This is a genomic window from Pseudomonas sp. S49 (assembly GCF_009866785.1).
In the GTDB taxonomy this organism is placed as follows: domain Bacteria; phylum Pseudomonadota; class Gammaproteobacteria; order Pseudomonadales; family Pseudomonadaceae; genus Aquipseudomonas.
Genome location: NZ_CP019432.1, coordinates 2793096 through 2811789 on the forward strand (window position 1 = coordinate 2793096; position 18694 = coordinate 2811789).

Consider the following 18694-nt stretch of genomic DNA (forward strand, 5'->3'; position numbering starts at 1 on the left):
AGGCGTTCCTGTGTGAAGGGTGGGTCATGCGACGCTCAGTTGCAGCGGCGCGGAAACGCTGTCCAGCCAGTGGGTCTTGCCCAGCCAGGCGTCCAGTTGCGGGGCGATGCTCGGGTCGATCAGATCGCGCTCCTGCAGCCACTTGTCGTCGAACACGGTATGCAGGTATTTCTCGCCGCCGTCGGCAATCGGCACCACGACGTTGCCGCTCAGCACGCCTTTGTGGATCAACTCCAGTGCCTTGAAAATCGCACCGCCAGTGGAGCCGCCGACTAGCAAGGCGAAGTTGCGCGCGATATAGCGCGCGGTTTCGAACGCCTGCGAATCGGTGACTTGCACGCCCAGATCGATGCAGCTGTAGTCGAGCACCAGACCCACGGTGTCGCCGGCCGGTGTACCGGTGCCGGATTGGTAGTACGGGTAGCCGGGGTGACCGAAGACAATCGAACCGGCCGGCTCCACCGCGACGGTGACGGTGTCCGGGTTGTGCACTTTCAAGCCGCGCGCAATGCCGGTCATCGAACCGCCGGTGCCGACACAACCGACGTAAGCACCGACAACACCTTCAGCCTGCACAATGGTTTCGCGGACGAAATCGCTGTAACCGCCGGCATTGGCCGCATTGTCGGACTGGTTCATGAACACCGCGCCGGGAATCTCGCTCGCCAGCTCGGCGGCCATCTGTTGGCGCTCGACCACCGCGACTTCATCTTCGCGATAAGTGCCTTTGACGAAACGAATGTCGGCACCGAGGGCCTTCATCACGGCGATCTTGTCTTGCGCGGCGTGGTGATCGACTACGGCGATGAAATGCAGACCGAACTCGACCGCGGCCATGGCCAGACCAATCCCGGTATTGCCCGACGACGACTCGACAACGACACCGCCGGGTTTCAGGCGACCGGACTTGAGCGCGGCCAGCACCATGTTGCGCGCCATGCGGTCTTTGATGCTGCCGCCGGGATTGTTCTTTTCAATCTTCAACAACAAACGCGCGTTGGTATCCGGAACATCGATGCCCAACATCGGTGTATTACCGATAAGGTCAGAGACTTTATTCAAGATCATTGCAATTGTTCCCTTTAGTAGTCAGGTGAAAACGCATAGTTACCTTCCGTACAACAGGTCGCCATCAGCCGCCGGGGCAGGGGATGGCGATGAAACTCGTTTTCCAGCAAGTCCATCTGGTAACCGGCGGTGTTGATATAAATCAATAAGTCACCGGCTTGCGGTGCCGTTGCAAAGTTGATCAGGCGATGGGTGATGACGTCATCGTCCAGGCAACTATGGCCGGCGATATAAGCCTGAGTCGGGGTGTTTGGCTGTTGTTTGGTGCTGACAAGTATCGGATCTAGCAGATATTCCGAGGCAAACCAGGTTTCGCAAGCGCTGAAACTGCTGCCCTCCACGAAGATCACGGTTTTATTGTCAGCCAATTGTTTGCTGCGCGTGATGCGAAAGATTGAAATGGCGGCTTGATCGACCAGACTTCGGCCGGGTTCGAGTGCGAGGGTTATATTCTGAGTCTGCAAGTAATTGGCAATCGACAGACCCTGCGAATGCTCGGCTTCGAGCAACAACGTCAGCCATTGTGTCGCGGTCAGTTCACTGCCGTAAGGATAATAAGTGGCGGGAACTTTCTGGTTGTAATAGTGGCTCGGGTTATTGTCATTTTGCAGGAACTGAGCGTAGGCCTGCGGTTCGACATAACGAATCGGCAAGCCACCACCGATGTCGATCATCTGCGGATTCAAGCCCATTTCCCTGGCCGCCTCGATAAATCCGCTGACCTCACGAAAGGCCTGTGCGCGGGATTCGAATCCATAGCCGCCGAGGTGAAAATGGAAACCTTCAAAATGAAAAAGCTCAGGTTTTTCTGTCAACCGTTGCAGGCATTGCAACAGGTCTTTCGAGCCCATCCCGAATCGGCTGTTCTGACTACTTTTCGGTCTGTAACGCAGTAAAACTCGGGTTTTTGTCGGACTTGACTGTGGTGGGAGCACGCTATGCAGGTGATCGAATTCCTCCAGCGAATCCACACAAATCAATGAACCGGCGCTGATCAGCGCTTGATGGAAAACGGCTGTTTTGGCCGGTCCTGTGGCGCAGATTTTGGTGCCCGGCACACCTGCGCGCAGGGCAGCATTCAACTCGTGGATGCTCGACACATCGACGCCGATCCCCGAATTCGCTGCAGCGCCGAGCATGCTTTGCGACTTGTTGGCCTTGGCCCCGTAGAAAATGGCATGGGGAACCTGGTATTGCTTCAACACGTTCAGCAGCGCCTGCGTGTTTAATTCAAACGCATGGGGCCAGACCAGATTTAACGGTGAGCCCTGTTGTTCCACCAAGTCTGCAAGTTTGTTCGGGAACTTGTTGATAAACGTGGCAATAACCGGGTCGATCAGCGGCGTTAACATTTCCGGGTGATGAACTTTATACGGCTGTTCAACAGCAGATTTATTTGTTGTAGGCATAGTTAACCCATAGCGTCGAAAGTTGCGTCGCCATTGATAGTCCGATCATCGATCGTTATCGATGCGGGTTGTCTTTTTTTGCTCGTCAGCGTCGAGGCTTTAAACAACCGGTAGGCGGGTGCCAAGTGAAATCCGCTATTGGATCTGTAGCCCTGATCGTAATAAATGGTTCACAAAATAATTGCATGAGAACCCCATTCCATAAGGTTTGCGCGGATGTATTGAATGGCCATTAGTTGCTGGCCATTGCCCTGTAGCAGCCTGTAGCTGATGCTTAAGTGACATCACTGACAGGTACTTTTGCAGATACCGATGACTTGCTTTGAAACGAGAATAGTTCCTCTTGGCGGCGTGAACAATATTGCGAACAGGAACGATTATCAAGTAAGGTTTTCAAATATTTTTCAATAAAGACCTGTTTCAGGCGAATCCATGAACGTGCATTTACACGCTCAAGGACTCGTTCGTCCCGAGATTAAAAAGTCTCTTAATTGCTTGATCAATAAGGCGTTAAGGGCTGTTGCGATAAGCCCCGGCACGGCAGGCAAATCTGCCGTTGAACGGGCCTGAAAATTTTCAAAAACCACGACGGGTTCACGTCAAAGGAGCAACGCCATGCAATCCGATCGACTCAGCCGCAAAGCGCCACTCGCGATCAGCTACCTGTTCGTGCCGGGCAACCGTCCCGAGCGTTTTTCCAAAGCCTGCGAAGCAGGGCCGGACGCGATCATTCTCGACCTCGAAGACGCCGTACATCCGGACAGCAAAGTCGCCGCCCGTGACGCCATCCAGGCGTGGCAGGAGAAAACGCCGAGCGTTGCTTGTGAGCGTTACATCCGCCTCAACAGCGTCAGCAGTTCGCTGTTTCGCCAGGACCTGAGCTGGCTCAGCGACCTGCGTTACCCCGAGCGTTGCAGCGGGATTTTCCTGCCCAAGGCCGAATGTCCCGAGACGCTGGCGCGGGCGGTCGAGCGCTTGCTGGAGTGGCAACCGAGGCTGGCGATCGTCGCGATCATCGAGACCGCCAAAGGCCTGCAGCAGGTCGAGTCGATCGCTGCGATTGCGGGCGTGGCGCGGCTGGCGTTTGGCTCGCTGGATTTCTCGCTCGATATCAACTGCAGCCAGGTGCCCGAGGCGTTTCTGTTTGCCCGCAACCGCATCGTGCTGGCGTCGCGCACGGCGGATCTGCCGTCGCCGATCGATGGCGTGACGCCGGCGATCAGCGACTTGGCGGTGGTTGCCCAAGACTCGCAATACGCGCGTTCGCTGGGCTTCGGCGCCAAGCTGTGCATCCATCCCGGGCAACTGGCCACGGTGCAGCGCGCCTTCCTGCCGGATTCGCGCCAACTGGCGTGGGCCGACCGCGTGATGCGAGCGGTGGCCACGGGCAGCCATGCGGTGCAAGTGGACGGCGAGATGGTCGACTTGCCGCTGATCGAACACGCCCAGCGCCTGCTCGATGTGGCCAGTCAGCATGCGCCGGTTGCCCGCGCCGATGCCTGCTGAATCCCCGGCGAGTCAGGAGATCACCATGGACCACGGTTATCAGATTGCGCTGCGGCCACTGTGCGACGTGTTGCAGTCGGAGCAGGTTGATCCAGCAAACGTGACGCTGCTGCGCGAGTCGATTGTCCGCGCCGGGCATTGGTTGGAACCGATCATCGTCGAGCGTTCGCGCGGCATCGTGATGGACGGCAATCACCGCTTCACCGCGGCGTTGCAGTTGGGCTTGAGACGGGTGCCGTGCATCCAGCTCGACTACTCCGATCCGCGCGTCTGTGTGCGGCATTGGCAGACCGGGCAGGCGTTCGAGGTGGCGCGGATTTTCACCACCATCGCCCGCGGCGAGATTTTTCCGTACAAGACCACCCGGCACGCGTTTGACCCCGCGCTGCCGGTGGTCGCGATTCCGCTGGAGCGCCTCTACGCCTGACCCTGATCGGGCGACGGAAAAAAACTTTACTGCGGGTGATACTTTTTCGCAGATCGACTGGCAATAGGAGTGATTACCATTTTCCCTCGATGAAAAGGATCCTCACGTCATGCCTGTTGTCAGTCGTCCTTGCGGTGAGCGGGTGTTAGCACTCGCCGTGCGTACCGCCATGCTGAATTTCGTTTTGGTCGCAGGAAGCGCCAACGCTTGGGCCGCCAGCCCCGAGCAACCAGGCGTTGCCGCCGACCCGACTGCGAACGCCGCGCCGGACGCGCTGACCCTCGACACCACCAACGTCAACGCCCGTTACAACGGCGCGACCGCGTTGCCGGAAACCCTCGCCGGTGGTCAGGTGGCGCGCGGCGCACGGTTGGGCATGCTGGGCAACAAAGACGTGATGGACACGCCGTTCAGCGTCACCAGTTACACCGCCAAAACCCTCGCCGATCTGCAAACCGTGACCGTCGCCGATGCGCTGGAACGTGATCCTTCAGTGCGCTCGACCGGGCAGACTGGTGGTATCGTCGACTCGTTTTTCATCCGTGGCTTCCCGATTGGCGAAGGCAACCTTGGTGAGCTGGCGTTCGACGGCGTCTACGGTGTCGCGCCGAATTATCGGGTGTTCACCGACTACGCCGAGCGCGTTGAAGTGCTCAAGGGGCCGGGCGCGCTGATGTACGGCATCTCGCCGAACAGCGGCGTTGGTGGCGTGATCAACATCGTGCCCAAGCGGCCGCTGGATGAAGACCTGACCCGGTTCACCGGCACCTATGCTTCGGATTCTCAGGTGGGCGGGCACCTGGACCTGAGCCGGCGCTTCGGTTCGGAGAACCAGTTCGGCGTGCGTTTCAACGGCAACCTGCAGGGTGGCGATACCGCCGTCGATGATCAGCATCGCGACCTCGGTGTCGGCGCGATCGCCCTGGATTATCGCGGCGAGCGTCTGCGCCTGAACCTCGATTACATCAGCCAGAAAGAAAGCTGGGAGGGCGCTTCGCGGCCCTTCACCATCGCGCCGGGCGTTGATGTGCCGTCTGCGCCGAACGGCCGCACCAACCACTCGCAGGACTGGGGCTGGTCGGACACCAAAGAGCAGTCGGCGTTGCTCGGTGGCGAATATGACCTGACCGACAACGTCACCGTGTTCGCCCATGCTGGTGGCGGCAAGTCCGACGTCAAGCGCCTGTCCGACCAGGTGCCGAGAATCCTCAATGACGCCGGTGATACCAGCAACATTCCCGGCTACTACAAATTCAACGTTGATCGCTCGACGGCTGACGTCGGTATGCGTGGTGTGTTTGCCACTGGCCCGATCACTCACACCACCACGGTCATGGCGACCCGGTATCAGGATGAGCTGTCACGCGGCATCAACAACGGCACGGCCATCCTGTCGAATATCTACCACCCGATCGACAGGCCGCAGCAGTACATCAACTCGCCAAAGGTGTTGCGCGTTTCCGAATCGGAGCTGTCCGGCGTGGCGTTGACCGACACAATGTCGATGCTCGATGACCGCTTCCAGTTGACCCTTGGCGTGCGTCGCCAGGACATCGAATCGCGTAACTACAACGCGGCCGGTGCGGTCAGTTCGAAATACAAGGACAACGCCACGAGCCCGCTGGTTGGCGTGGTGGTCAAGCCTTGGGAAGACGTTTCGCTCTACTACAATTATGTCGAAGGCTTGAGCAAGGGCGACATCGCCCCGGGCACGGCGTCCAACGCCGGCGAAACCTTCGCCCCGTACGAATCCAAGCAGCATGAGATTGGCGTCAAGTACGAGCACGGTACGTTCATGACCACGCTGGCGTTGTTCCAGATCGAGAAACCCAGTGGCGAAGTCGGTGCCGACAACGTGTTCTCGGTGCAGGCCGAACAACGTAACCGTGGCGTTGAATTGAGCATGTTCGGCGAAGTGGCCCCGGGCACTCGCCTGTTGGGCGGCGTGACCGTGCTCGACGGCGAGCTGACCGATTCGGCGACCAAGGCCAACCGTGGCAACAAACCGGTCGGCGTGCCGGACGTGCAAGCCAACGTATGGGCCGAATGGGACACGCCATGGCTTGAAGGCTTCACCCTCACCGGCGGGGCGATCTACACCGACAGCCAGTACGTCAACCAGGCTAACACTCAGGAACTGGATGCCTGGACCCGCGTCGACGCCGGCGCGCGTTATGCGACCAAAATCGAAGGCCGGCCAACGACGTTCCGCGCCACCGTGCAGAACGTCTTCGATCGTGAGTACTGGTCGGGCGTGGCGTCCTACGGCGCGTTTTCTCCGGGTTACCCGCGGACCTTGCAGCTGTCGGCCACGGTCGATTTCTGACGGGGCGGGAGGGGCGGCGCTGTCGTGAGCTTCTATATAGATAGTCACGATCACGTTGCCTGTCCGACACGTGGTCGGCAGGCGGGCAGCAATTGCTGTCCGCCTGAACCTTTAAAACAAGGAGTATTCGCCATGTTTAACAACCCAGGCGTTGGCGCGGTAAACGCACCGTTGGCTTTTCGGACAGCGAACAACCCATTGGCCTTTGAGTTTGATCGCAGCGCCAATACGCATATTCGCGAACTGCTGCGCCACTTCGGACTGCGCACCAGCCTGATCCGCTTCAAAGTCATCAATGCACTGGTGGTGGCCGGCCGCGACGGGCATGGGATCGGGGTGAATGGTGTGCATGCGTTTGTCGAGTCTTCATCGCCCGAGCTGTCGTTCGTCAGTGTGCGTGAAGTGCTCAAGCGTCTGGGTGAAGAGGGGCTGATCGTGCTCGGGAGTGACAAGACCTACCGATTTTCCTCTGAGGCCATGGAATTGCTGCAGCAACACACAGATCCCGTGTAGGAGCTGCCGAAGGCTGCGATCTTTTGACTTTGTTTTTTAAAAGACAAGATCAAAAGATCGTCCGATCGCGGCCCGAGCCTTCGGCAGCTCCTACAGAGTCCCCGTGTATTTCACGGCGGCGGCTGCCCGTGAGGGCACGTTCAGCGTGCGTAATAAAGAAGACACATGAATGCGCACCGTGAACGGTGAGATATCCAGTTCACGGGCGATTTCCTTGTTGGTCTTGCCTTGGGCAATCAAGCGCAGTACGTCCTGCTGACGAGGCGTGAGAGCGGCGCCGGTTTCCAGCGGCAGCAGGCCTGAGGGTGCGAACTTCACCAGTACTTCACCTTCGCGAATTGCCAGAATTGCCTGACCGATTTCGTCCGGAGCGATGTTTTTGCCGATAAAACCGTCGATACCGGCGGCCATGACTTCGCTGATCAACGACTCGTCATCGACCATCGACACCACAATCAGCGTGGTACGCGGCAAGCGCCGACGCAGTTCGCCGAGCTGGCTTACACACGTGAGCCCGGGGAAACGCAGGTCAAGAATCAATGTGTCCGGCTCATCACCCAAAGGCAGCAGCGCCAGCACGGCGTCGAGATCGCCGGCTTCGTCGATAACGGCCTCGGGCAGCAAACGCTGTACCGTACGCAGCATCGCCTCGCGAAACAGCGGGTGATCGTCGGCTATGATAATTCGGCATGTCATGGCGTGACCCTCCCTGGGTCAGGCGTTGCTCAAGGCCTGCACATTAGCACCGAGCGCAAGGGTTGCCTGTAGGTTCCTTCTGATTCTGACGAATGCCGCACAAGGACGTTTAATCATGAAGTTCGAGAAAAACACCGAACTCGACCAGGCCAATCTGCGCATCATCATCGCCAGTATTGCCGTGGTTTACATGCTCATACTGGGTTTTTTGCCAGGCCAGCGCTTCGATACCTATCTGCCGGTTGTCACCTACATCATCCTGTTTTTGCTGGCCTCGATCGGTTTGCGTCAGGCGATTGCGCGCTGGCCGGGGCATTACCCGGCGCGGCGGATTTTCGCCATGGTCCACGATTACACCGGCACCTGCTTTGGCCTGGTGGTCGGGGGCGAGGCGGCGTTGCCGCTGTATGCGGTGATCATCTGGGTCAACCTCGGCAATGGTATGCGCTATGGCTCGCGTTATCTGGCGATTGCCACGGCATTGGCGTTGCTGGCGCTGGTGTGTGTTTATCGCCTGACCCCGGTGTGGCAGGCGCAACCGTTCATGGTGTTGATGCTGATCATCACCAGCACGGTGATCCCGTTTTATGCGCACTTGCTGCTGGAGCGTACGCGCAAGGCCTCCGAAGAGGCGGTGGCGGCGAATCTGGAAAAGTCGCGGTTTCTCGCCCAGGCCAGTCATGATCTGCGCCAGCCGATTCATTCGATTGGGCTGTTTACCGCGTGCCTGCGGGAGTCGCGGTTGGGCGATGAGGAGCGGCGTCTGGTCGATAACATCGATCGATCGCTGCTCAATGTTTCGCAACTGTTCCGCTCGATTCTCGATCTGTACACCCTCGATAACGGCCGGGTTCTGCCCAAACTGCAAACCGTCAATTTAGGTGAGTGGCTCGCGGAGCTGATTCGCCAGAACGCTGAAGCAGCGCGTTGGGCTGGAGTGGAGTTGCGTTTGCGCCCCTGTGAGTATTGGGTGCAAACCGATCCGGCGTTACTGGCGACCATGGTGCAGAACGCGCTTTCCAACTGCTTCAAATATGGCGCGCATCGGCCGGTGCTGATCGGTGTGCGCCGGCGCGGGGCAGGGCTGGCCATCGTGATTTATGACCGCGGCAACGGTATCGCCGAAGAACATCTGACCAAGGTGTTCGAGGAGTTTTATCGGGTGCGCCAGGTACGCGACAAAGACGTCGAAGGCGTTGGGTTGGGGCTGTCGATCGTCAAGCGTCTGGGCGAGTTGATCGGTGTCGGCGTTGCCTTGCGGTCGCAGCTTGGACGGGGTACGGCGGTGACTTTGTACGGCTTGCCGATCACCGCGCCGCCGCAGGTGACGGTCAATCGGGATGAAGCACGTCAGGTCGGTTTGCTGACCGGGTTGAAGGTGTGTCTGGTGGAGGATGATCGCAACGTATTGCTCGCGACTTCGGCGCTATTGGAGCGTTGGGGCTGTGTGGTTCAGGCCGAATTGACGGCTCAGGACCTGGTCACCGATTGCGACATCATCGTCGCTGACTATGACCTCGGCACTCATGCCACTGGCATCGAATGCATCGACGTCGTACGCAGGCGGAGGGGCTGGGCAGTGCCCGCGATGATCATTACCGGACATGACGTCGAAAAAATCCAGGCCGCCCTGCACGACCGCCACATCGCGATCTTGTCCAAGCCGGTGCGCCCGGCCGAGCTGCGCGCGACGTTGCGAACCCTGCGTGATCGCCAGCCCGAACCCACCGAAAATGCCTTGTAGGTGTCAATGGGTCTGTAGGAGCTGCGGCACGCTGCGATCTTTTGATGTTGATGAGAAGAGCAAGATCAAAAGATCGCAGCCTCGTTGCACTCGACAGCTCCTACAACGTTAATGCGTGCTCAGCGCTTGCACAGGTAATCCTGAGTGATGGTGGTTTGCAGGCAGTTGTACTGGCCCATGGTGCGGCAGATGTTTTTCTCGGAGCCGGTGACCTCGGCGTTTTTATAGCCCCAGGTCTTGCAGCGTTGGGCGGCGACGGTCAGGCCTTGTTCGGCGCTGGTCTGGCCGCTTTCGAACTGGCCCAGTTCATAGGAGACCTGGACAACGCCATCGTTTTTGCTGCCGCCGGTGGCTTCCCACTGTTTCGGCGTGGCGCAGCCAGTGAGGAAAAGGGCGCTGAGAGTGAGTGTTGCGATCAGGGTTTTCATGGGCGAACGGTGTCCTTTACCGGGCGGAGAAGTTATTGCAGTGGGATTGGCGAAGCGCCTTTCGGCAGGCACGACAGCGGCGGCGACATAATGCCCATGCTCGCCACGGCGATGATTACGCCGCTGGGCAATTCACAGTTGTATTCCCCGGCCGGGGTGTACGCGGTGTAGTAGGTGAGGGTGCTGTCGTTGCGGATGTTGTCGATTTTCGACACCGGTTTACCAATCACCGTTTGCGCGCGTTCTTTCATGCTCGCTTCAGTGGGTTTGACGGTCTGGCAGCCGGCCACGCCGAGCAGCACGGCGCCGACCACGGCGATCTTGCAGAGGCCTGCATGGAGTTTCATGGTGTTTCTTCCTTGGTGTTGTTCTGATTTCCAGGCACAACGATCCCGCACGCTGCGAACAGGCAGCGTTGAGGAACATCGTGGGTTGCGGGGGAATATAACGTCAGCTGACAGAGCGGTCGATTAGCACAAATGTGCTAGTGCAGTGGGGGATCGACGGGCATTAGGCGCTTCTCTTCCTGCCCGATTCGGGCAAAGCTCAAATCGGTCTAAAAACGCCGGGGCGATCGGGCGAGCCTTTGCTAGGCTCAAAGATGTAGGCGAAGACGCAGACTGATGCGCAATCGGATAGCAAGGGGGCGTGGGGCGCGCTCCGAAAGGTACACGGTTAGAAAGATCTCCGCGCTGAGATCCAGCCCTTATGCCGTGTGAAGCAGCCGAGGCCGTACCTTTTCAATTTGGCCCGGTACTGTGGGAAGCCCGATAAACCTTGTAAGCCAGAGACCAGCACTGGCCGCCTGCTCGAACATCAAAGCCCGCTTTATGCGGGCTTTGTCGTTCCTGCAAGGTCAGATCGATTGCAGCGCCTGCGCCAGATCGGCGCGCAGGTCTTCGACGTCTTCAACGCCAACCGAAAGACGCACCAGACCGTCGCCAATCCCCAGTTTCGCGCGGGTATCAGCCGGAATGGTCGCGTGGGTCATGATCGCCGGGTGCTCGATCAGGCTTTCCACGCCACCGAGACTTTCCGCCAAGGCGAAGATCTTCACGTTCTCAAGGAAGCGCCGCGCGCCCGCCAGATCACTGTTCAGATCGACGGAAATCATCCCACCGAAACCACGCATCTGGCGCTTGGCCAACTCATGCTGCGGGTGCGACTCAAGGCCCGGATAGTAGACGCGTTTGACCTGAGGCTGCTGCTCCAGCCACTGCGCCAGATCCAGTGCGTTGCTGCAATGACGCTCCATGCGCAGCGCCAGGGTTTTCACCCCGCGCAGGGTCAGAAACGCATCGAACGGCCCGGCAATCGCACCGACGGCGTTCTGCAAAAAGCCCAGCTTCTCGGCCAGTTCTTCGTTCTGGCGGACCACGGCGATACCGCCGATGACGTCGGAGTGACCGTTGAGATATTTGGTGGTCGAGTGCAGCACGATATCGAAACCCAGCTCCAGCGGCCGCTGGATATACGGGCTGGCGAAGGTGTTGTCGGCTACGCAGATAATCCCGCGAGCGCGGCAGATACGCGCGATCGCGGCCAGATCCGAGAGGCTCAGCAGCGGGTTGGTCGGGGTCTCGACCATGACCATGCGCGTGTCGTCTTGCAACGACGCTTCGAACGCCGACAGATCGGCCAGATCAACGAAGCTGAAGCGGTGCCCGGCGCTGCGCTGACGGACCTTGTCGAACAGGCGGAAGGTGCCGCCGTACAAGTCATTGCCGGAGACGATGTGCGAGCCGGCATCAAGCAATTCCAGCACCGTGGAAATCGCCGCCAGCCCGGAAGCGAACGCGAATGCGCGGGTGCCACCTTCCAGATCCGCCACGCAACGCTCCAAGGCAAAACGCGTCGGGTTGTGCGAGCGGCCGTAATCGAAACCCTTGTGCACGCCGGGGCTGTCTTGCAGGTACGTGGAGTTGGCGTAGATTGGCGGCATCAGCGCGCCAGTGGTCGGGTCTGGCGTCTGCCCGGCGTGGATCACCCGGGTCGCGAAGCCTTGGGAATTGTCGTCGTGCTGACTCATGCGAGGGATCTCCGTAATTGGTTGAGCATGTCGGTGCGGGTGATCAGGCCATGGAAGCCCGACGCGTCGGCAATGATGGCGACGAGGCCACGGCTGAGCACCGCTTCCAGCTCGGAAAGGCTGGCACCGGGGGCAAGGGTTTGCAGCTTGTCGGTCATCACGCTGGACACCGATTGGCTGAAGCGCGCGGCGTCTTCGTGCACCGGCAGCAGGATGTCGGATTCGTCGATCACACCGACCAGTTGCTTGCCTTCCACCAGCACCGGCAACTGCGAGACATCCGCCAGGCGCATGCGCTGGAACGCGGTCAGCAACGTGTCGTCAGGGCCGACACTGATCACGCGGCCGTCTTCGAAACGCCGGGCGATCAGATCGCGCAGGTCACCGTAACCCTTGCGCTGCAACAGGCCTTGATCGGTCATCCACTGGTCGTTGTAGACCTTCGACAGATAGCGCGTACCGGTGTCGCAGACAAAGCTGACCACGCGTTTCGGCTCGGTCTGTTCACGGCAATAACGCAGCGCCGCAGCGAGCAGGGTGCCGGTCGACGAACCGCCGAGGATACCTTCGGCCTTGAGCAACTGACGGGCGTGGTCGAAGCTTTCTTCATCGCTGATCGAGTAGGCATGGCGCACGCTGGAGAGGTCGGTGATCGACGGAATGAAGTCCTCGCCGATGCCTTCCACCGCCCATGAACCGGGCGTCGGCAGCGAGCCGTCACGGCTGTATTGCGCCATCACCGAACCGACCGGGTCGGCCAGGACCATTTCCAGATCAGGTTGCACACGCTTGAAGAAGCGGCTCAGGCCGGTCAGCGTGCCGGCCGAACCGACACCGACGACGATCGCGTCCAGATCATGTTCGGTCTGCGCCCAGATTTCCGGCGCGGTGCTGCATTCGTGGGCCAGCGGGTTGGCTGGGTTGTTGAACTGATCGGCGAAAAACGCGCCGGGAATGTCTTTCGCCAAACGGGCGGCGACGTCCTGGTAATACTCGGGATGGCCCTTGCCGACGTCGGAGCGGGTGATGTGTACCTCGGCGCCCATGGCCTTCAAGTGCAGGACTTTCTCGGTGGACATTTTGTCTGGCACCACCAGCACCACGCGATAACCTTTGGCGCGGCCAACCAGTGCCAGGCCCAGGCCGGTGTTGCCGGCGGTGGCCTCAACGATGGTGCCGCCGGGTTGCAGGCGACCATCACGTTCGGCGGCGTCGATCATCGCCAGACCGATGCGGTCCTTGATCGAACCGCCGGGGTTCTGCGATTCAAGTTTGAGAAACAGCGTGCACGGCCCGGTGTCGAAGCGGGTGACTTGCACAAGCGGAGTATTGCCGATCAGCCCAAGTACGGCAGGGCGTGATTCCTTTGACATTTCTTCACCTCTTAATGGTGTTGATCGCGTTCCAATCGCGGGGAAAAGACTCGCGTGCAACATAGGCTCAGACCTCAGCTGTCGCAACCTTTAGTCGGTCGCCAATACAGCCATTTCGATCTAACGATAGATCGAAATCAAAGACCTGTCGGGGTGCTGTCGGGTGCGTTTATACGGAGGCGTCATCGAGTTTTCAAAGGGCGTCTTCATGGCGACGAACAGCTTGAATTGCCGAGAAATTTCCTGCTGCAAAAAACGCTCAGCCGTCGCCGGCGCTCTCAGCTCTGGAGTGTTTTCAGGTGACAGGCTGTGATCATTTGATCATGAGATAAACTTGTGTTGATCAAGATTAAAATGAGTTTGTCTCACTAGCGACCGATGCCGACAATGGCCGCCATCAACAAGAAATTGGAGTTGTTTGTTATGGCACTGGCCCATTCCCTTGGATTTCCGCGCATCGGTCGCGACCGCGAACTGAAGAAAGCGCAAGAGGCGTTCTGGAAAGGAGAACTGAACGAGGCCGGCCTGCGTGATGTTGGCCGTGAGCTGCGCAAGGCCCACTGGGATTTGCAGAAAAACGCCGGCATCGAATTGCTCCCGGTCGGCGATTTCGCTTGGTATGACCAGGTGCTGACGCACTCGCTGACGTTTGGCGTAATCCCTGAGCGCTTCCGCCCGCACGATGGCAAAGCCAATCTGCAAACCCTGTTCGCCATGGCCCGTGGCGTCAGCGACAGCTGCTGCGGCGGTGCGCACGCCCAGGAAATGACCAAGTGGTTCGACACCAACTATCACTACCTGGTCCCTGAATTCAGTGCTGATCAGCAGTTCCAGTTGGGCTGGGATCAACTCTTCGAAGAAGTCGAAGAAGCCCGCGCGCAGGGCCACAACGTCAAACCGGTGATCATCGGCCCGTTGACGTATCTGTGGTTGGGCAAGGCCAAAGGTGCCGAGTTCGACAAGCTGGAATTGCTTGATCGCCTGCTGCCGTTGTACGGGCAGATCTTCGCGCGTCTCGCCGCCCAAGGCGTCGAGTGGGTGCAGATCGACGAGCCGATTCTGGTGCTCGACCTGCCGCAGGAGTGGAAGAACGCGTTCGAGCGTGCCTACAACCAGATCCAGCGCGATCCGCTGAAAAAACTGCTCGCTACTTACTTTGGTGGTCTGGAAGAAAATCTTGGTCTGGCGGCGAACCTGCCGGTCGACGGTTTGCACATTGATCTGGTGCGCGCACCGGAGCAGTACCCGACCATTCTTGATCGTCTGCCAGCCTATAAAGTGTTGTCCTTGGGCGTGGTCAATGGCCGTAACGTCTGGCGCTGCGATCTGGAAAATGCCTTGGCGACGTTGCAGCATGCCCATGAGCGTCTGGGCGATCGCCTGTGGGTCGCGCCGTCCTGCTCGCTGCTGCACAGCCCGGTGGATCTGGGCCGCGAAGACAAGCTCGACGCCGAGTTGAAAAGCTGGCTGGCCTTCGCTGTGCAGAAGTGCGAAGAAGTCGCGGTTCTGGCGCATGCCGTCAATGAGCCTGAGGCGCCGAAAGTGCTGCGCGCACTGACTGAAAGCCGCTCGGTGCAGGCTGCACGTGCAGCTTCGCCGCGTATTCACAAACCGGCTGTTCAGGCCCGTGTCGCCGCGATTACGGCCAAGGACAGCCAGCGTCAGTCGCTGTTCGCCCAGCGCATTGCCAAGCAACGCGCGGGGCTGGATCTGCCGTTGTTCCCAACCACGACGATCGGCTCGTTTCCGCAAACCGCGTCGATCCGCCTCGCTCGCCAGTCGTTCAAACAAGGCAAGTTGAGCGAAGCCGAATACACTGAGGCCATGCACAGCGAGATCCGCCACGCCGTGGAAATCCAGGAACGTCTGGGCCTCGATGTGCTGGTGCACGGTGAAGCCGAGCGCAACGACATGGTCGAATATTTCGCCGAACAACTGGACGGCTATGTGTTCACCCGTTTCGGCTGGGTACAAAGTTACGGTTCGCGCTGCGTGAAACCGGCGGTGATCTTCGGCGACCTCAGCCGTCCGAAAGCCATGACCGTGGAGTGGATCCGCTACGCCCAAGGCCTCACCGACAAGGTCATGAAAGGCATGCTGACCGGCCCGGTGACCATGCTGATGTGGTCGTTCCCGCGTGAAGACGTCAGCCGCGAAGTGCAGGCGCGGCAACTGGCGCTGGCGATTCGTGATGAAGTGGTGGATCTGGAAGCCGCCGGCATCAAGATCGTGCAGATCGACGAAGCGGCGTTCCGTGAAGGTCTGCCGCTGCGTCAGGCGCAGTGGCAGCATTATCTGGACTGGGCGACTGAGGTGTTCCGCCTGTGCGCCTCCGGTGTGCGCGACGAAACGCAGATCCACACGCACATGTGCTACAGCGAGTTCAACGATGTGATCGAATCCATCGCGGCGATGGATGCCGACGTGATCACCATCGAAACCTCGCGTTCCGACATGGAATTGCTGGATGCCTTCGAAGCCTTCGCTTACCCGAACGACATCGGCCCGGGCGTTTACGACATTCACTCGCCACGCATCCCGGATGCTTCGGAAATGGCTAATCTGCTGCGCAAGGCGGCCAAGCGGATTCCGGCCGAGCGGCTATGGGTCAACCCGGATTGCGGTTTGAAAACCCGTGGCTGGCCAGAAACCGAAGCGGCGCTGGTGCACATGGTCACCGCCGCCCGGCAGCTGCGTAAAGAACTGGCCTGACACTCTGGCTGCATGAAACACAAAACCTGTGGGAGCGAGCCTGCTCGCGAAAGCGTCTTGTCAGTCAACATCAATGTTGGATGATCTGCCGCCTTCGCGAGCAGGCTCGCTCCCACAGGGTTTTGTGCAAGTCATGAGATTGGATGGCTTCGCGGGACCTGTTGTTGCTACTGTGGCCAGCCGCAGTCCAGGCGCTTTCGCTACATGAAACATCACCCCTTTATTCAAGCTGTTTCCGACGCCGACATTCCTGCCGTGCTGGATTTTGTCTTCAAGGCCCGTGCCGAGCTTTTCCCCAAGCTCAACGCGACCGGCATGCCTGACGATCTGGCGCGTTTTGCCGAGGTTTATCTGCGTGGGGAAGGGCGCTTTCTGATTGCTCGTCACGAAGGGCAGATCGTTGCCTCCATCGGCTATCTCCCTTACGACCGACGCTTCCCGAACCTTGATTATCCCGGCCGCAAGGTAGTGGAAATCGTGCGCCTGTTCGTCGTGCCTTCACAACGGCGTTCCGGGTTGGCCGCGGCGTTGTATCGATCACTCAAAGACCTGGCACTCGCCGACGGAGTCGAGGTGATCTACCTGCACACCCATCCGTTTCTGCCGGGGGCCATCGCGTTCTGGCAGCGGCAGGGTTTCGAGATTATTGACGTCGACGCTGATCCGGTCTGGCAGACCACTCACATGCACGCGGTCATGAGTGGAATCGAAGAATCTGCGCCCCATCGAACGGGTCCGTCAGATAGTGCGCCCTGACCCCGAACGTCTCCTGTAATCGCTGCGGTGTCAGCACCGCCAACGGTTCGCCCAGCGCCACCAGTCGCCCGCGCTCCAGCACCGCCAGACGATCGCATTTCAACGCCTGATTAAGATCATGCAAGGCGATCAGCGTGGTCACCGGCAACGCCTGCACCACGTTGAGAATGGTCAGCTGATGCTGAATGTCGAGGTGGTTGGCCGGTTCGTCCAGCAACAGGATTTGCGGTCGCTGCGCCAGGGCCCGAGCGATGTGTACCCGTTGTCGCTCACCACCGGACAGGCTGCGCCAGAGACGGGTGCGCAGGTGCATCGCGTCGACGTCGGTCAGCGCCTGCTGAACAATGGCGTCGTCGGCCGCGGACCACGGTTGCAGCGCCGACAGCCAAGGCGTACGCCCCAGCGCCACCGCATCGAACACGCGAATGCCGTCGTCGGTGTCGGCCTGTTGCTCGACCACCGCAAGCTTTTGCGCAATGCTGCGCCGGGCCATTTTGCCCAGGTGCTGACCTTCGAGCAGCACCTCGCCAGCGCTCGGTTCACGCAGCCCGGCCAGCAGTTTGAGCAGGGTGGATTTGCCGGATCCATTCGGTCCGACGATGCCGAGGGTTTCGCCGCGCTGAACTTCAAGGCTGACACCGCTGAGCAACTCGGCGCCGCGCACTCTGAAGCTCAGACCAGAACAACTCAAAACACTATTCATCGAGCGGACCTGCGGCCTACCAGAATCAAGGCAAACACCGGCGCGCCGACCAGCGCGGTAATCACCCCGACCGGAATCACCTGGCCCTTGATCAACGTGCGCGACAGCACATCAGCGGCAATCAGAAACACTGCGCCGCCCAACGCACTGGCCGGCAACAAGCGCGCATGCCCGGTGCCGAGCAACAGCCGCGCGGCGTGGGGAATCACCAACCCGACAAAACCGATCGAACCGACAATCGACACCATCACCGCCGTCACCAGTGCCGCGCAGCCAATCAGCAGAATCTGCACACGTCGCACCGGAATGCCGAGGGATGCCGCCGAATCCGCACCAAAGGTAAACGCATCCAGCGCCCGCCGATGCCACAGACACACAACCAACCCCAACACGGCCACCGGCACCGCCAGCCACACCGAAGGCCAGCGCACGCCGCCGAGATTGCCCAACAGCCAGAACATGATGCCGCGCGCCTGTTCAGAGCTGGCCGAGCGGGTGATCAAAAACGCCGTGAGCGCGTTGAACAGCTGCGAGCCGGCGATCCCGGCAAGAATGATCTGCCCGGTGCCGCTGGCCGAACCGCTGACTCGCGCCAGCACAATCACCAGCACGAACGCCGTGACTGCGCCGGCAAATGCACCGACTGACAGCGAGATGATCCCGGCGCCGACACCGAGTAACGCCACCATCACCGCCCCGGTCGAGGCGCCGGCAGAAATCCCCAGCAGATAGGGATCGGCCAGCGGGTTGCGCAACAGCGACTGCAAGATCACTCCGCACGTCGCCAGACCGGCACCGCACGCCGCTGCGACCAGTGCGCGGGTCAGGCGATAGTTCCAGACGATACCTTCGTCGATAGGATCCAGCGCGTACCCGGCGCCCCACAATTTGTTCGCCAGCACTTGTACGACCACGCCCGGTTCAATCGAGGTTTCGCCGATGGCCACGCCAGCGACCACTGCAATCAACAGTGTGGCCAAGGCCAGCAGCGTACGGATCAGACT

Annotated in this window: 16 protein-coding genes; 7 read left to right on the plus strand and 9 right to left on the minus strand. The window is 59.8% G+C overall.

Going from position 1 to position 18694, the window contains the following annotated elements; genetic code table 11:
* Positions 1-24: 24 nt before the first annotated feature.
* Both PspS49_RS12460 and PspS49_RS12465 read right to left on the minus strand, forming a co-directional pair.
* Entirely contained in the window at positions 25-1068 is a 1044-nt protein-coding gene (locus PspS49_RS12460) for a cysteine synthase family protein (protein WP_077573287.1), read from the minus strand.
* A 14-nt stretch (positions 1069-1082) separates the two neighbouring features.
* The gene (locus PspS49_RS12465; RefSeq protein ID WP_160039525.1) at positions 1083-2477 is read right to left on the minus strand and encodes a Y4yA family PLP-dependent enzyme; all 1395 of its coding nucleotides are present in this window, start codon (positions 2475-2477) and stop codon (positions 1083-1085) included.
* A 615-nt stretch (positions 2478-3092) separates the two neighbouring features.
* Here PspS49_RS12465 and PspS49_RS12470 point away from each other — a divergent pair.
* From PspS49_RS12470 to PspS49_RS12485, 4 genes are all read left to right on the plus strand, one after another.
* Positions 3093-3983 (plus strand): CoA ester lyase, encoded by an 891-nt coding sequence (locus tag PspS49_RS12470; protein WP_160039527.1) that lies wholly within the window; start codon positions 3093-3095, stop codon positions 3981-3983.
* A gap of 25 nt (positions 3984-4008) precedes the next feature.
* Positions 4009-4410 (plus strand): ParB N-terminal domain-containing protein, encoded by a 402-nt coding sequence (locus tag PspS49_RS12475; RefSeq protein ID WP_137218162.1) that lies wholly within the window; start codon positions 4009-4011, stop codon positions 4408-4410.
* A 109-nt stretch (positions 4411-4519) separates the two neighbouring features.
* Complete coding sequence (locus PspS49_RS12480) at positions 4520-6736, plus strand: TonB-dependent siderophore receptor (protein ID WP_150751920.1); 2217 nt, start codon at positions 4520-4522, stop codon at positions 6734-6736.
* A 132-nt stretch (positions 6737-6868) separates the two neighbouring features.
* On the plus strand, positions 6869-7249 hold the full coding sequence (locus PspS49_RS12485; protein WP_127926876.1) for a fe2+ zn2+ uptake regulation protein: 381 nt from the start codon (positions 6869-6871) through the stop codon (positions 7247-7249).
* A gap of 90 nt (positions 7250-7339) precedes the next feature.
* Here the strand turns inward: PspS49_RS12485 and PspS49_RS12490 are convergent, their stop codons facing one another.
* Complete coding sequence (locus PspS49_RS12490; protein WP_160039529.1) at positions 7340-7945, minus strand: response regulator transcription factor; 606 nt, start codon at positions 7943-7945, stop codon at positions 7340-7342.
* 115 nt (positions 7946-8060) lie between these two features.
* Between PspS49_RS12490 and PspS49_RS12495 the strand changes: the two genes are divergently transcribed.
* Entirely contained in the window at positions 8061-9689 is a 1629-nt protein-coding gene (locus PspS49_RS12495; protein ID WP_160039531.1) for a hybrid sensor histidine kinase/response regulator, read from the plus strand.
* 119 nt (positions 9690-9808) lie between these two features.
* Here the strand turns inward: PspS49_RS12495 and yecR are convergent, their stop codons facing one another.
* From yecR to PspS49_RS12515, 4 genes are all read right to left on the minus strand, one after another.
* Positions 9809-10117 (minus strand): YecR family lipoprotein, encoded by a 309-nt coding sequence (yecR, locus tag PspS49_RS12500; RefSeq protein ID WP_007918065.1) that lies wholly within the window; start codon positions 10115-10117, stop codon positions 9809-9811.
* A gap of 32 nt (positions 10118-10149) precedes the next feature.
* The gene (locus PspS49_RS12505; RefSeq protein WP_127926879.1) at positions 10150-10464 is read right to left on the minus strand and encodes a hypothetical protein; all 315 of its coding nucleotides are present in this window, start codon (positions 10462-10464) and stop codon (positions 10150-10152) included.
* 509 nt (positions 10465-10973) lie between these two features.
* Positions 10974-12146, minus strand: coding sequence for a cystathionine gamma-synthase (locus tag PspS49_RS12510; protein WP_160039533.1), 1173 nt, complete (start codon positions 12144-12146; stop codon positions 10974-10976).
* Positions 12143-13519 (minus strand): pyridoxal-phosphate dependent enzyme, encoded by a 1377-nt coding sequence (locus PspS49_RS12515; protein ID WP_127926881.1) that lies wholly within the window; start codon positions 13517-13519, stop codon positions 12143-12145. The genes PspS49_RS12510 and PspS49_RS12515 overlap by 4 nt, the downstream gene beginning before the upstream one ends.
* 423 nt (positions 13520-13942) lie before the next feature.
* On the opposite strand from PspS49_RS12515, the gene metE reads away from it, so the two are divergent.
* Complete coding sequence (gene metE, locus PspS49_RS12520; RefSeq protein ID WP_160042506.1) at positions 13943-16231, plus strand: 5-methyltetrahydropteroyltriglutamate--homocysteine S-methyltransferase; 2289 nt, start codon at positions 13943-13945, stop codon at positions 16229-16231.
* 204 nt (positions 16232-16435) lie between these two features.
* Entirely contained in the window at positions 16436-16987 is a 552-nt protein-coding gene (locus tag PspS49_RS12525; RefSeq protein ID WP_160039535.1) for a GNAT family N-acetyltransferase, read from the plus strand.
* Here PspS49_RS12525 and PspS49_RS12530 read toward each other — a convergent pair.
* Both PspS49_RS12530 and PspS49_RS12535 read right to left on the minus strand, forming a co-directional pair.
* Positions 16926-17690: an ABC transporter ATP-binding protein gene (locus tag PspS49_RS12530; RefSeq protein WP_150751926.1), complete on the minus strand. Its 765-nt coding sequence runs from the start codon at positions 17688-17690 to the stop codon at positions 16926-16928. The two genes, PspS49_RS12525 and PspS49_RS12530, sit on opposite strands and share 62 nt — an antisense overlap.
* The gene (locus tag PspS49_RS12535; protein ID WP_174245113.1) at positions 17687-18691 is read right to left on the minus strand and encodes an iron ABC transporter permease; all 1005 of its coding nucleotides are present in this window, start codon (positions 18689-18691) and stop codon (positions 17687-17689) included. Before PspS49_RS12535 ends, PspS49_RS12530 begins: the two co-directional genes overlap by 4 nt.
* Positions 18692-18694: the final 3 nt, after the last annotated feature.